The organism is Gemmobacter lanyuensis, assembly GCF_014652355.1.
In the GTDB taxonomy this organism is placed as follows: domain Bacteria; phylum Pseudomonadota; class Alphaproteobacteria; order Rhodobacterales; family Rhodobacteraceae; genus Gemmobacter; species Gemmobacter lanyuensis.
Genome location: NZ_BMYQ01000016.1, coordinates 42,966 through 56,134, shown reverse-complemented (window position 1 = coordinate 56,134; position 13,169 = coordinate 42,966). Strand labels below are relative to the sequence as shown.

12 protein-coding genes are annotated in these 13,169 nt (G+C 68.2%); 6 read left to right on the top strand and 6 right to left on the bottom strand.

The features are described 5' to 3' along the window. The 5 genes from IE101_RS17790 to IE101_RS17770 are packed head-to-tail and all read left to right on the top strand — an operon-like array spanning window position 1 to window position 6,258. Window positions 1-765: an ABC transporter ATP-binding protein gene (locus tag IE101_RS17790; RefSeq protein WP_189635199.1), complete on the top strand. Its 765-nt coding sequence runs from the start codon at window positions 1-3 to the stop codon at window positions 763-765. Between the two features lie 12 nt (window positions 766-777). Beyond that, the gene (locus tag IE101_RS17785; protein WP_189635198.1) at window positions 778-1,644 is read left to right on the top strand and encodes an iron-siderophore ABC transporter substrate-binding protein; all 867 of its coding nucleotides are present in this window, start codon (window positions 778-780) and stop codon (window positions 1,642-1,644) included. Continuing rightward, window positions 1,644-2,549: an ABC transporter substrate-binding protein gene (locus tag IE101_RS17780; protein WP_189635197.1), complete on the top strand. Its 906-nt coding sequence runs from the start codon at window positions 1,644-1,646 to the stop codon at window positions 2,547-2,549. The genes IE101_RS17785 and IE101_RS17780 overlap by 1 nt, the downstream gene beginning before the upstream one ends. Further along, the gene (gene fhuB, locus IE101_RS17775) at window positions 2,546-4,534 is read left to right on the top strand and encodes a Fe(3+)-hydroxamate ABC transporter permease FhuB (RefSeq protein ID WP_189635196.1); all 1,989 of its coding nucleotides are present in this window, start codon (window positions 2,546-2,548) and stop codon (window positions 4,532-4,534) included. Before IE101_RS17780 ends, fhuB begins: the two co-directional genes overlap by 4 nt. 23 nt (window positions 4,535-4,557) lie before the next feature. After that, window positions 4,558-6,258 carry an ABC transporter ATP-binding protein gene (locus IE101_RS17770; RefSeq protein WP_189635195.1) on the top strand — a complete coding sequence of 567 codons (1,701 nt, stop codon included), beginning with the start codon at window positions 4,558-4,560 and terminating at the stop codon, window positions 6,256-6,258. Here the strand turns inward: IE101_RS17770 and IE101_RS17765 are convergent, their stop codons facing one another. The 5 genes from IE101_RS17765 to trpS all read right to left on the bottom strand — a co-directional run bounded on the left by IE101_RS17765 (window position 6,259) and on the right by trpS (window position 10,794). Continuing rightward, window positions 6,259-6,948 (bottom strand): site-2 protease family protein, encoded by a 690-nt coding sequence (locus IE101_RS17765; RefSeq protein ID WP_189635194.1) that lies wholly within the window; start codon window positions 6,946-6,948, stop codon window positions 6,259-6,261. It abuts the gene before it with no gap. A gap of 2 nt (window positions 6,949-6,950) precedes the next feature. Further along, complete coding sequence (locus tag IE101_RS17760) at window positions 6,951-7,817, bottom strand: branched-chain amino acid aminotransferase (protein ID WP_189635193.1); 867 nt, start codon at window positions 7,815-7,817, stop codon at window positions 6,951-6,953. A 90-nt stretch (window positions 7,818-7,907) separates the two neighbouring features. After that, complete coding sequence (locus IE101_RS17755) at window positions 7,908-8,393, bottom strand: VOC family protein (RefSeq protein ID WP_189635192.1); 486 nt, start codon at window positions 8,391-8,393, stop codon at window positions 7,908-7,910. A gap of 223 nt (window positions 8,394-8,616) precedes the next feature. After that, window positions 8,617-9,690, bottom strand: a complete 1,074-nt coding sequence (locus tag IE101_RS17750) for a hypothetical protein (RefSeq protein WP_189635191.1) — start codon at window positions 9,688-9,690, stop codon at window positions 8,617-8,619. A gap of 60 nt (window positions 9,691-9,750) precedes the next feature. Beyond that, on the bottom strand, window positions 9,751-10,794 hold the full coding sequence (gene trpS, locus IE101_RS17745) for a tryptophan--tRNA ligase (RefSeq protein WP_189635190.1): 1,044 nt from the start codon (window positions 10,792-10,794) through the stop codon (window positions 9,751-9,753). 86 nt (window positions 10,795-10,880) lie between these two features. Between trpS and IE101_RS17740 the strand changes: the two genes are divergently transcribed. Then, window positions 10,881-11,567, top strand: a complete 687-nt coding sequence (locus IE101_RS17740) for a rhomboid family intramembrane serine protease (protein ID WP_189635189.1) — start codon at window positions 10,881-10,883, stop codon at window positions 11,565-11,567. Between the two features lie 33 nt (window positions 11,568-11,600). On the opposite strand, the gene murJ is transcribed toward IE101_RS17740, so the two are convergent. After that, window positions 11,601-13,145 (bottom strand): murein biosynthesis integral membrane protein MurJ, encoded by a 1,545-nt coding sequence (gene murJ, locus IE101_RS17735; RefSeq protein WP_189635188.1) that lies wholly within the window; start codon window positions 13,143-13,145, stop codon window positions 11,601-11,603. Window positions 13,146-13,169 lie beyond the last annotated feature (24 nt).

Below are 13,169 nucleotides of genomic sequence, written 5' to 3'. Positions count from 1 at the left end.
ATGTATGCGCTGACCGGAATAGGTCGGGTCCGGGCCGGGCGCGAGGTTCTCGCGCTCGGGTCGCTCGCGCTGGGGCAGGGGGGCGTGACCGCGCTTCTGGGCCACAACGGATCGGGCAAATCTACGCTGATGAACCTGCTGGCCCGGGCTGATCGCCCCGACCGGGGGCAGATCACGCTGGATGGCCGCCCGCTGGGCAGCTTCACGCAAAAGGCGCTGGCCCGGCGCGTGGCCTATCTGCCGCAGCGCCCGCCCGCCGTGCCGGGCCTGACCGTGGCCGAGCTGGTGGCGCTGGGGCGCTACCCTTGGCGTGGGCCGCTGGCCCCCCTTCGCGCGCCTGACCGCGCGCGGATCGAAGGGGCGATGGCCGCCACCGATTGCGCTCATCTGGCGCCCGCCTTGGCCGAACATCTGTCGGGCGGTGAACGGCAGCGCGCCTTCATCGCCATGGCGCTGGCCCAAGAAGCGCCGCTTCTGCTGCTGGATGAACCGACCGCGGCCCTTGATCTGGCCCATGCGCATGAGGTGATGGCTCTCTTGCGGCGGCTGGCGGATCAGGAGGGGCGGGCCGTGGTCGTCGTGCTGCATGACGTGAACCTTGCCGCCCGATTTGCCGACAGGATCGTCGCGCTCAAGGGCGGGCAGCTGGCCTTTGACGGGCCGCCCGCCGATCTGCTGCAGCCCGCGCGGCTCTCGGCGCTTTATGACATCCCCATGCAGGTGCTGCCCGTGTCCGGGCGCCTGCCCGAGGCCGTGGTGGCCTGAACGGAGACACCGATGAAACATCTGTTGCTTGCTGCCCTGATGCTGGTGGCCGCCCCGGCCGGGGCGGAACCGCCGCGCGTCGTCGCCCTGTCGTGGGAGGGGTTGGAGATGCTGACTGATCTGGGCGTGACCCCGGTCGGCGGGGCCGATCTGGCGGGTTATGCCACCTGGGTCGTGCAGCCTGCACTGCCTGCCGGGATCACCGACATCGGCCTGCGGACCGAGCCGGACCTTGAGAGCATCGCCGCCCTTGCGCCCACGCTGATCGTGGGCAGCGATCAGCAGGCCGACCTGCAGGCCGCGCTGGAACAGGCGGGGCCGGTGGTGATCTATGATTTCTTCGATGCGGGCCATGATAACCCCGCCGCCCTGCGCGCAGGCTTTCGCGATCTGGCGGCGCGTCTCGGGCGCGCCGACCGGGCCGAGGCTGTGCTGGCCGAGGTGGACGCCCGCGTGGCCGCAGCGGGCGAACGCGTGCGCGCGCATTTCGGCGGGCAGGTGCCGCCGGTGGTGGTGACGCGGCTCCTCAGCCCCACGTCGGTGCGGGTTTATGGTGCCAATTCCATGCCCCATGCCGCGCTGGAGGGGATGGGTCTGACGGATGCCACCTCCGGCCCCGCCAGCGAATGGGGCTTTGCGCTGGAACCGCCTGAAGGGCTGGCCCGCTTTGGCAGCGCCATTCTTCTGAACATCGAACCCTTTGCCGAGGGGGCGGCCCTGTTTGACAGCCCGCTTTGGCAGGCGATGCCCTTTGTGCAGGCGGGTCGCTTCGGGCAGGTGCGCCCGGTCTGGACCTATGGGGGGCCATCCTCGGTCGCCCATCTGGCCGAGGCAATTGCCGAGGCGCTGGTCGCCCTGCCGCCCGTCGGGGCGCCGTGATGCGCGCGGCCCTTGCCCTAGCCGCGCTGCTGACCCTGCTGCCGGTGGCCCTGCACGCCGATCCCGTCACGGTGACCGACCGCAATGGAAGCCATAGCTTTGCCGCCCCGCCTGCGCGGATCGTGGTGCTGGACTGGACGTTGGCCGAGGCGGTGCTGGATCTGGGGCATGTCCCCGTCGGGGCCCCGGAAATCGCGCTTTACGGGGAATGGGTGGTCAACCCGCCAGTCCCTGAAGCCGTCACCGATATCGGCCTGCGGACGGAACCCGATCTGGAAACGCTGGCCGCGCTGCAGCCCGATGTCATCCTCGCCGTCGATCTTGATCCGGCACAAGAGGCCCAGCTGGCCCAAATCGCCCCCGTGCTGGTCTGGACCCATTGGGACGCCGGGCATGACAATGTCGCGGCCACCTTGGCGGTCTTCCGGCAGGTCGCAGCCCTGCTGCGGGAAGAGGCGCGGGCAGAGGCGCTGCTGGCCGCGCAAGAGGCGCGGATCACGGCTCTGCGGGAGGAGTTCGCCGCCCGTTTTGGCCCCGCCCCGCCGCCGCTGACCCTGATCCGGCTGAACGATGCGCGTTCCGTCTGGATCTATGGCGCGAATTCCGTGCCGCAATATGTGGCCACCCGGCTGGGCTTTGCCCCCGAACTGCCGCAACCCGCCAGCCGCTGGGGCGTGGCGCAGCACCCGGTTGAGGCGCTGGGCGGGGCCACCCGGGGCCTGTTGTTGGCCATCCAGCCGCATATGACCGGGGCCGAGGTCTTGGAAAGCCCGGTCTGGCAGGCGTTGCCCGCCGTCGCGGGGCGCCGCTTTGCCGAGATGCGGGCCGTCTGGTCCTATGGCAGCGCCCTGTCGATCGGTCGCACGGCCGAGGCGATGGCCGCCGCCTTGCGGGCGTTGCCATGACGGCGCGCGGGCGTCTGTTCCGGGGGGCGCTGCCTGCCCTGCTGGCGGGGCTTGCGGTGCTGCATCTGTGGCTGGGCGCGGCGCCGGGCATGCGGGCTGATCGGCTTTGGCCGCTGCTGAGCGGGGCGATGCCGGACGGCTTTGCCGAGGTGCAGTTTCTGCAGGCCGCCCTGCCGCGTCTGGTGGTGGGGGCGCTGGTCGGGGCGGCGCTGGGGCTGGCCGGAAGTCTGATGCAGCAGGCGACGCGCAACCCGCTTGCCTCGCCCATGACGCTGGGGGCAGCCTCGGGCGCCTGGCTTGCGATGATCCTGGCCACGCTGCTGGCCCCCGGCCTTGCGGTGGCACAGGGAGAATGGGTCGCCATGGCGGGGGCGGCGGCGGCCACGGGCCTTGTGCTGGCGATTGCGGGGATGCGCGGGCTGATGGGCGTGGGGGCGGTGTTGGCAGGCATGGCGGTCACGCTGATGTGCGGGGCCTTTGCCTCGGTCCTGCTGCTGCTGAAAAGCCCTTACTTCGGGCATCTTTTCCTGTGGGGTGCGGGCGATCTGACCCAGACCGGATGGGCAAGCGCCGCGGCATTGGCCCCGCGGCTGGTGATCGGGGGGGCGCTGACGCTGGCCTTTGCACGGGTGCTGACGCTGATCCGGCTGGGCGCCGACGCGGCCGAGGGGCGGGGCTTGCGGCTTTGGCCCGCACTGGCTGGGGTGGCGACGGTGGCGCTGTGGCTGACGGGCCTGTCGGTCGCCCATGTCGGAATGATCGGCTTTGTCGGGCTGGTGGCGCCCAATCTGGCGCGGCTGCTGGGTGCGCGCCGCGCCGGGGCCGAACTGCCGGTTGCGGCGCTTTTGGGAAGCGGGATGCTGATCGGGGCGGATGCGCTCGTCCTCGCACTTCGGCCGGTGATGCGGGACATGGTGCCTACCGGGGCCGCGACCGCGCTGATCGGGGCCCCGGCGCTGATCTGGCTTCTGGCGCGGCCGCGGGCGCGCGAAGGGGCAGAGGTGCCGTTTCACCTGCCCGCCCCGGCGCATCGGCTGCGGCCCCTCGCGCTTATGGTGCTGCTGATCCTGCCGCTGCCGCTGGGGGGGCTGGCGCTGGCGCTTGGGAAGGGGCCGGGGGGATGGGCGTTGGTCTGGCCGCAGGACCTGATCCTTGCGCTGCGTTGGCCCCGTGTGGTGGCGGGCGCCGGGGCAGGCATGGCCATGGCGGTGGCGGGTGTTGTGCTGCAACGACTGGTCCGCAATCCGCTGGCGGGGCCGGATGTGCTGGGCCTGTCGTCGGGGGCGAGCTTTGCGCTGGTCATGGGGGTGATCCTGACGGGTGGGTCGATCCATCAGGGCACCTTGCCGATGGCCCTTGCGGGAAGCCTGTCGGTGCTGATCGCGCTGCATCTGCTGGGCCGCCGGATGGAGCATGACCCGGCGGTGCTGGCCTTGGTGGGGATCGCGCTGGGGGCCGGGCTGGATGCGGCGGTGAAGCTCGCCCTCGCCAGCGGCACGGCCGAGGCTTTTTCGATCATCGGCTGGTTGTCGGGGTCCACCTATCGCGTGAGGCCGGGGGCGGCGCTGGGGCTTTTGGCGCTGGGGATCGGTGGGATGGCGGTGGCCTTGTCGCTGTCGCGGCTGCTGACACTGGTCAGTGCGGGGGCGGGGCTTGCGGCGGGGCGGGGCGTTTCGCTTGCCTTTGCGCGGCCCGGTCTGATGTCGCTGGGGGGTGGGCTTGCGGCGGGGGTGACGGCGTTGATGGGGCCTGTCACCTTCGTCGGGCTGGTCGCGCCGCATCTGGCGGCGCTCTTGGGCGCACAGCGGGCGGGCGCACAGGTTGCGGTGGCGGGTGCATTGGGCGCTTCGCTGATGATCTTGTCCGATTGGGCGGGCCGGGTGCCGATGCAACCCTTCCAGCTGCCCGCCGGGGCCATCGCCGCCGCGTTGGGCGGCATCTACTTCATTGCCATGATCCGCCGCGGCAGCCGCCGCGCCGGATGATCCACTTGCAAAAGGACAGCAGGATGCTGCGTGATTTCTTTGCCTATTACCGGCCCTGGCGCTGGCTGTTCTGGGTGGATTTCGGCTGCGCCGTGGCCTCGGGCCTGCTGGAGCTTGCCTTTCCGCTGGCGGTGACGGGGTTCATTGACCACCTGCTGCCGCAGGGGGACTGGGGTCTGACCTTGCTGGCGGCGGCGGGTCTGCTGCTGATCTATGCACTGAACACCGGCCTCATGGCGGTCGTGATCTATTGGGGCCACCGGCTGGGCATCAATATCGAGACCGAGATGCGCCGCTGCGCCTTTGCACATCTGACGCGGCTGTCCTGGCGTTGGTATGACCGCGAACGGACCGGCAAGTTGGCGGCCCGCGTCATCCGCGACCTTGAGGAAATCGGCGAGGTCGCCCACCACGGCCCCGAAGACCTGTTCATCGCGGTGATGACCTTTGTCGGCGCCTTTGCGCTGATGGCGGCGATCCATCCGGGGCTTGCGCTGCTGACCGGCTTGATCGTGCCACTGACGGGGGTGCTGGTCATGGTCTATGGCGGTCGCATGACCCGCACCTGGCAAGAGATCTATGCCCGCGTGGGCGATTTCAACGTGCGGCTGGAAGAGGCGCTGGGTGGCATCCGCGTGGTGCAGGCCTTTGCCAATGAACGCCACGAACACCGGCTGTTTGACCGCGACAATCAGGCCTATCGCAGCACCAAGTTGCAGGCCTATCGCGTGATGGCGGCCTCGCATGCGATCCAGTATCTCGGCATGCGCTTCGTGCAGGTCGTCGTGATGGTGGCGGGGGCGGGGCTGGTGCTGCGGGGCGATCTGTCGGCGGGGGGATTTGTGGGTTTTCTGCTGCTGGTGGGGGTGTTCTTCCGCCCGCTCGACAAGATTGCCGCGGTGATTGAAACCTATCCGCGCGGCATTGCCGGTTTTCGCCGCTATCAGGCGCTGCTGGCGACCGAGCCTGACATTGCCGACGCGCCCGGCGCCGTGGCAGCCCCGGCGCTCCGGGGGGAGATCCGCTTTGAGGGGATCGATTTCGCCTATGATCCGACCCACCCGGTGCTGCGCGGCATCACCCTGACTGTCCGGCCCGGCGAGACGGTTGCCATCGTCGGCGCCTCGGGCGCGGGGAAGTCGAGCCTTCTGTCGCTGGTGCCGCGCTTTTATGCGCCCACCGCAGGCGTGATCCGCATCGACGGCCACCGGATCGACCGGCTGACGCTGGACAGCCTGCGCCGCCAGATCGGGCTGGTCAGTCAGGATGTGTTCCTGTTTGGCGGCACGCTGCGCGAAAACATCGCCTATGGGCGGCTGGGCGCGACCGAGGACGAAATCCGCGCCGCCGCCGACCGGGCGCAGCTGGGGGCGCTGATCGATGCGCTGCCGCTAGGGCTGGAGACCGTCGTGGGCGAACGCGGGGTGATGCTGTCGGGCGGGCAGAAGCAGCGCGTGGCCATCGCGCGGGTCTTTCTGCGCAACCCGCCGATCCTCTTGCTGGATGAGGCGACCTCGGCGCTGGATCGGGAAACCGAGCGCGAAATCCAGACCGCGCTGGAGGCGCTGTCGCAGGGCCGAACGACCCTCGTCATTGCCCACAGGCTGGGCACCATCCGCAATGCCGACCGGATCGTGGTGATGGAGGGCGGGCGCATCGTCGAGATCGGCACCCACCAAGACCTGATCGCGCGTGCGGGGGCCTATGCGCGGCTGGCCGCGTGATCAGCGCCGCCGTTCACCCCGCGCCATTGCCAGATGCAGCGCAAAGGAAGGCAGAAACAGCATCAGAAGCCCCGACTGGTAGAACACCCAGACCATCGCCGGAAACCACAGCACGCAGAACACGATACCGATGCCACCCGCCACCCGTGCAGCCTTGGGTGCGGGCATCCAGTGCCGCAGACCCAACAGCAAAAGCCGCCCCCCATCCAGCGGCTGGACCGGCACCATGTTGAAGGCAAAGAGAAAAAGGTTGATCAGGCTTGCAAAGCCGAGCCAGGGCACCAGCACCATCCCCAGCGGCACCCAGGCCGGGTCTGCCAGCGCCAGCTGATAGACGCCCCGCATCATCAACCCCAGCACCGCCCAAAGGCCAAGGCTGACCAGCGGCCCCATCAGGGTGATGAACTCTTTCTTCGAGGCACTGGTATTGGCGATCTTGGTTTGCCCCCCGGCCCCCGTCAGGATGATCCGCGTGACCTTGACGCCCTGCACATGCGCGGCCCAGGCATGGCCCAGCTCATGCAGGAAGATCGACACGAGCAGCACCCCGATCAGCCCGATCACCGTCAGCGGCCCCGCCCCCTGGAACAGCGCCAACACGAAGATGATCAGCGCGAGGAAGGCAAAGTTGTTACGGACCTCGACCGCGATGCCGAAGGGGCCGGGCAGTTCGAGGACGTTTCCCTGCATCGTCAGACCGCCGCGCCGCGCGCCCAGTCCATATAGAGGCTGCGGATATGATCGGTCATGCGGCGGCTGCGGTAGGTGACATCGTCGAACCGGGCGACCGAGGTAACCTTGGCAAAGTTACCCGACAGGAACACTTCATCCGCGGCTTCGACATCGGCGAAGGTCAACACGCATTCGCGCACCTCGATCCCGTCGGCGCGCATATTGGCGATATGGCGGGCGCGGGTGATGCCCGACAGGAAGGTGCCATTGGCGATGGGGGTCATCACCACGCCATCCTTGACGATGAAGACATTGGCGGTCGCGCTTTCCGCGACATTGCCCATCGCATCGGCCACCAGCGCATTGCCAAAGCCCTTGCGCTTGGCCTCGACCAGCATCCGGGCGTTGTTGGGGTAGAGGCACCCCGCCTTGGCGTTGCAGACCGCATCCTCCATCACCGGGCGGCGGAAACGGGTGCGGGTCAGCGTGGTCTGCCCGGCGGCGGGGGGCATCGGCACTTCCTCAAGGCAGAGGGCGAAGGCAGTCGAATTTTCGGCGGGGGCAATCCCCAGGTCCGAGCCGTCAATCGCCCAATACATCGGGCGGATATAGACAGACTTGCCCGGACCATAGGCGCGCAGTCCTTCGCGTGCGATCTCCAGCATCTCGTCCGCGGTCACGGTCGGGGTGATCATCATCGCCTCGGCGGAACGGTTCACACGCGCCAGATGCAGATCAAGGTCAGGCGCCACGCCTTCAAACAGCCGCGCCCCGTCAAAGACCGAGGAGCCCTGCCAGATCCCGTGATCGGCGGCGCGCATGACTGCCACGTCGCCCTCGTGCCATTTTCCTTCAAAGAAGGTGCGGATATTCTTGCCAAATGCCATGCTCGCCTCCGTCGCCGGGGCCGAGTAAACACCCGCGCGGGGGCAAGGTCCAGCCTTGCCCGGCGGGTGTGACAGCGTGGCGGGGCGGGGTCAGCCTGCCTCGGCCAGCAGGGCATGCAAGTCCAGCTGCGCGCTGATCATCGCAAGATTGCCCGCGGCATCGCGCGGCCATTCCGCCTCGGGGCGGTCACGGTAAAGCTCGACCCCGTTGTCGTCGGGGTCGCGCAGATAGATCGCCTCGCTCACCCCATGGTCAGAGGCACCCTCCAGCGGCCATCCGGCCTCGACGATGCGCTTCAGCGCGGCGCCAAGGCTTGCCCGGTCGGGGAAAAGGATCGCGGTATGGTAAAGCCCGGTCGTGCCCGGCGCCGGGGGGCGGCCCCTGCGCGATTCCCAGGTGTTCAGCCCGATGTGGTGGTGATAGCCGCCCGCCGACAGGAACACCGCCTGCGTGCCATAGCGCTGCGTGATCTCGAACCCGAGGATGCCCTGATAGAAGGCAAGCGCGCGGTCAATGTCGGCCACCTTGAGGTGGACATGCCCGATGCGGGTTTCGGGGGGCAGGATCTGGGTCATGGGGGGCTCCGTATCTGGCGGCTTGGGCAAATCTAGCCCAAAACGGGCCGCCCGATAAGGCAAAGCCCCGCACAGCCCCTGCGCGCAAAAAGAGAGGCCCGGCACACGGCCGGGCCGAAAGGGGCCGGCGTCAGAGATCCTGGGGGAAGAACGACCCCGGCCAGAGGTGGGCCCGACCTCCGCGCGTGACATTGCCCGCGCAATGCGACGCCCGCGTGACAGGTCAGCCCCGCCCGCGCAGCAGTGCCCGCGCGAGCCGCAGCCCCAGCGATTGTGCGAAACCCAGCAGCGCCGCGCCAAGGCCCGCCAGCCCCACCAGCAGATCGCGCGCGGTATCCGACAGGCGCAGCCCCAGCCGGAACAGCCGCGCTTTGCCCAGAACCTCGACCCGGCCCAGCGTGCCACGGCCAAAGACGGCGGCGGCATCGGCCATGCGGGTGGCATCGCGCGCGTCATCCAGATGTGGAAGCAGGCGCAGGGCGGTGCGGGTATCGGTCGCCTCTTGCAGGCGCGCCAGGCCCGTGGCGAGCTGCCCGATTTCGTCCAGCGCGCCGGGGCGGAGGAGGGTCGGCACATCCTCCAGCCGGGTGATGCGGCGCAGGGCGGTGGTGTCGATCGCCTCTTCGGCGACGCGAACCAGCCGTGCTGTCAGCCGCGCGTTCAACAGTCCCATCCCCCGCGCCAGCCGCAGCCCCGAGGCCCCGGCCTTGACCGTTGCGCTGCCGCCGCCGCTGACCACAACCGCCGCCGTCGCCCCGAGGCCCAGCGTGGACAGCGCCAGGTCAAGCCGGTCCACCTCGGCGCCCGTGGCCCAGTTCACGCCCTGCCGCCCCATGCCGATCACATCCCCCACGGGCGAAAGCGTCACCGGCGCATTGCAGATCAGTGCCTGAGACAGCCCGCAGGAGGCCATATCCACCGCACAGCGCCCGCAGGCGGTGGCAGTGGCCCAAAGGCCGGTATCTTCGGCCAAGGCCGTTTCGATGCGGGTGATGAGCGTCGGATGCAGCGCAAGGCCGCGTTCGGCGGCCACGTCCAGCACGGCCTCGGTCGCAACCCAGTCGCGCGGCGATTGCGCCATATAGCCCGACAGAAGCCCCGCCACCCGCCCCTCGGTCGCGGCTTCAGCAAGGGCGGCATTCACCGCGGCGCGGTATTCGGCGGCCGTGCGCTGGATCAGCGGCTGCACCCCCGGCGTGGCCCGCAGGTCCGATAGCCCCTGGAGCGTCAGCAGCAGTGAGGCCGCCACCACCCCCCACAACAGGATGCGCCGCAGCGCCGAAGCCTTGCCTGCCATCCGCTGCCCCCTTGCCACAAACGAAAAGGGGCGAAGGTTTCCCCCCGCCCCCTGACGATCTTACACCTGACGCGACCGGATCATCCCCACGATGTCATAGACATCGTTCAGGATCGGGCGGGCAATCGCCTCGGCCTGTTCGGCGCCGCGGCCCAGAATACGGTCGATCTCGGCCGGGTCGCGCATCAGGCGGTTCATCTCGGTGGTGATGGGCGAGAGTTTCGCCACGGCAAGCTCGGCCAAGCGCGGCTTGAAGGTGCCGAACTGCGCCCCGGCGAATTCCGCCACCACCGATTCCGCGCTTTGGCCGGAGAGGGCGGCATAGATGTTCACCAGATTGCGCGCCTCGGGGCGGTCCTTCAGACCGTCAAGCGTTTCGGGCAGCGGTTCAGGATCAGTCTTGGCCTTGCGGATCTTGGCCGAGATCGCATCGGCATCATCCGTCAGGTTGATGCGGCTTTGATCCGAGGGGTCGGATTTCGACATCTTCTTGCTGCCATCGCGCAGCGACATGACACGGGTCGCGGCCCCTTCGATCACCGGTTCGGTGACGGGGAAGAAGTTGACCTTGTAGTCATTGTTGAACTTGATCGCGATGTCGCGGGTCAGCTCCAGATGCTGTTTCTGGTCTTCGCCCACCGGAACATGCGTGGCCTTGTAGGCGAGAATGTCGGCCGCCATCAGCGCCGGATAGGCGAACAGCCCGAGCGAGACGTTTTCGCTGTTCTTGCCGGCCTTGTCCTTGAACTGGGTCATGCGGCTCATCCAGCCCATCCGCGCGACACAGTTGAAGATCCAGCCCAGCTCGGCATGGGCGGTCACTTGCGACTGGTTGAACAAGATCGACCGCGCGGGATCGATCCCGGCGGCGATGAAGGCGGCGGCGCCTTCGCGCGTCTGCTGGCGCAGCTTTTCCGGGTCTTGCCAGACGGTGATCGCGTGCATGTCCACGAGGCAATAGATCGTCTCGATCCCCTCATCCTGCTTTTCCACAAAGCGCTTCAGCGCCCCGAGGTAATTGCCGAGGGTCAGCCCGCCCGAGGGTTGAATCCCCGAGAAGATGCGCGGTGTGAAGGTCTGAGGCGTTTGGACCGGCTCGGACATGTGTTTGCTCCGTCTGGAAATGGCTGGGCCTTCCGCTTACCCTTGGGGGCGAGGGGCGTCAATGAAAGCCGCCCGCAGGAGAACCGATGCGCCAAGACCTGAATGCCCCGCCGCTGAACCCCTTGCCCCCCGTGGTCTGGATTCTGGCGCTGCCGATCATTGCGATGGAGGTGGTGCTGGCCGTGGGCGAGGGGGGGCTGGCCGGTGGCCCGGCCTCCGTGGGCTGGCGGCTGGATGCGCTGCAACGCTTTGCCGTGTCGCCCGAACTTGCGCGCTGGATGGTGGAAAATGCCGTCTGGCCGCCCGAGGCGCTGCTGCGTTTTCTGGCCTATCCCTTCGTGCAGGGCAGCACGACGCAGGCGATTTTCGTGGTGGTGATCCTGCTCGCGCTGGGAAAGATGGTGGGCGAGATCTTCCGCTGGTGGGCGGTGATGTTGGTCTTCTTCGCCTCCAGCATCGCGGGCGCGGTGGTCTATTGTGCGGTGCCCGCGATCGAGGCGCCGCTGTTTGGCGGCTATCCCGGCAATTACGGGCTGATCGGTGCCTTCACCTTCCTGCTTTGGGTGCGGCTGGCGGGCAGCGGTGCGACGCAATACCGCGCCTTCAGCATGATCGGCTTTCTGATGGGGGTGCAGCTGCTCTTCAGCCTGCTGTTCGGCACCGGGCCGCAGTGGTTCGCGGAACTGGTGGCCTTTTTCGTGGGCTTTGGCCTGAGCTTCGTGGTCAGCCCCGGCGGTTTCGCGCGGGTGCGCGCACGGCTGCGGGAACGTTGAAAAGGGGGGCTGCGCTGGTCAGCCCCCGCCGGTTCAGGCCTTCTTGCGGCGCAGGGCGGATTTGAACTCGGATATCCTGAAGGCGCCGACCAGTGTGCCCGCGGCAAAATAGCTGACGATGCCGCCCCCGACCAAGGCCCCCAGCGCGATCCAGCGCCATTTTGCTGCATCGAGCGCGGGGCCCAGCACCACCGCCAGCCCCCAAAGCACCACGCCCATGATGGCGCTGGCCAGCAGGATGCGGGGCAGGCGGCTTTTGAACCGGGCATCAAAGCGCGCGGCATCATCCATCCGGCGCGAACCGTGCCAAAGCTGCCAGACCATCGTCCAGCCCGAGACTGTGGTCGCCAGTGCCGCCGCGAGATAACCCATCACCGGCATCAACCCCACGGCAAAGCCCGCGTTGACCACCATCGACCAGATCGCAAAGCGGAAGGGGCTGCGCGTGTCTTCGCGCGCATAGTAAAGCGGCTGCAGCACCTTGTGCAGCACGAAGGCGGGCAGGCCAAGGCCATAGGCCGCCAGAACCATCGCCGTATTGGCCGTGTCATCCGGCCCGAAGGCGCCCCGCTGGAACAGCACCTGCACCAGCGGCATGGCGATCACCACCAGCGCGACCGCCGCAGGCAATGTCAGCGCCAGCGCGAATTCCGCCCCACGGTTGAACGAGGCCCGCCCGCCTTCCAAGTCGCCCGCCCGCAGGCGGCGGCTCAGATCCGGCAGCAGCGCGGTGCCGATGGCAATGCCCACCACCCCCAGCGGCAGCTGATAGAGCCGGTCAGCATAGGACATCCAGGCGACCGCCCCTTCGGTATGCGAGGCAACTTGCCGCCCGACCAGCAGGTTGATCTGCACCACCCCGCCGGCGAGGATTGCCGGCCCCGCGATCAGCGTCAGCCGCTTCAGCTCGGGCGTCCAGCGCGGCAGGCCCAGCGTGAAGGTATGTCCCGCCGCCCGGGCCGAAAACCAGGTGAAGCCGAATTGCAGCGCCCCGGTCACCGGCAGCGTCCAGGCCAGTGTCATCCCCATGTCCCAGCCGCGCCAATCGGCCATCCACATGGACCCGATAAAGGCGAGGTTCATCAGAATCGGCACAAAGCCCGCTTCGGTGAACCGGCCATTGGTGACCAGAACCCCCGACAGCAGCGCGACGAGGCTGATGAAAAGGATATAGGAAAAGCCGATCTCGCCATAGGTGACGGCCAGATCGAAGCGCCCATCCCCCACAAAGCCCGAGGCCATCGCCCAGACCAGCAGCGGCATGGCCAGCGTCCCCACCACGGTAAAGACCACCAGCAGCGCCGCCATGCCGTTGAAGGCATCCTGCGCAAAGGCCTGTGCATCCTCGCCCGCCTCGACCTTCTTGGCAAACATGGGCACAAAAGCCTGGTTGAAGGCGCCTTCGGCAAAGAAGCGGCGGAACATATTGGGCAGCGATTGCGCCACGAAGAACGCATCCGACACCGCGCCCGCGCCCAGATAATTCGCCATCATCACGTCACGGGCAAAGCCCGCCCCGCGCGACAAGAGCGTCCAGCCCCCCAGCGTGACGACGTTGCGGATCAGTCCCTTGCTCATCTTGCTTCCCTATCGCGGCCCGAT

Excerpts from the sequence above, each read along its gene's own strand:
- IE101_RS17790 (WP_189635199.1), top strand. The coding sequence starts at position 1 with ATGTATGCGCTGACCGGAATAGGTCGGGTCCGGGCCGGGCGCGAGGTT.
- IE101_RS17785 (WP_189635198.1), top strand. The coding sequence starts at position 778 with ATGAAACATCTGTTGCTTGCTGCCCTGATGCTGGTGGCCGCCCCGGCC.
- IE101_RS17780 (WP_189635197.1), top strand. The coding sequence starts at position 1,644 with ATGCGCGCGGCCCTTGCCCTAGCCGCGCTGCTGACCCTGCTGCCGGTG.
- fhuB (WP_189635196.1), top strand. The coding sequence starts at position 2,546 with ATGACGGCGCGCGGGCGTCTGTTCCGGGGGGCGCTGCCTGCCCTGCTG.
- IE101_RS17770 (WP_189635195.1), top strand. The coding sequence starts at position 4,558 with ATGCTGCGTGATTTCTTTGCCTATTACCGGCCCTGGCGCTGGCTGTTC.
- IE101_RS17765 (WP_189635194.1), bottom strand. The coding sequence starts at position 6,948 with ATGCAGGGAAACGTCCTCGAACTGCCCGGCCCCTTCGGCATCGCGGTC.
- IE101_RS17760 (WP_189635193.1), bottom strand. The coding sequence starts at position 7,817 with ATGGCATTTGGCAAGAATATCCGCACCTTCTTTGAAGGAAAATGGCAC.
- IE101_RS17755 (WP_189635192.1), bottom strand. The coding sequence starts at position 8,393 with ATGACCCAGATCCTGCCCCCCGAAACCCGCATCGGGCATGTCCACCTC.
- IE101_RS17750 (WP_189635191.1), bottom strand. The coding sequence starts at position 9,690 with ATGGCAGGCAAGGCTTCGGCGCTGCGGCGCATCCTGTTGTGGGGGGTG.
- trpS (WP_189635190.1), bottom strand. The coding sequence starts at position 10,794 with ATGTCCGAGCCGGTCCAAACGCCTCAGACCTTCACACCGCGCATCTTC.
- IE101_RS17740 (WP_189635189.1), top strand. The coding sequence starts at position 10,881 with ATGCGCCAAGACCTGAATGCCCCGCCGCTGAACCCCTTGCCCCCCGTG.
- murJ (WP_189635188.1), bottom strand. The coding sequence starts at position 13,145 with ATGAGCAAGGGACTGATCCGCAACGTCGTCACGCTGGGGGGCTGGACG.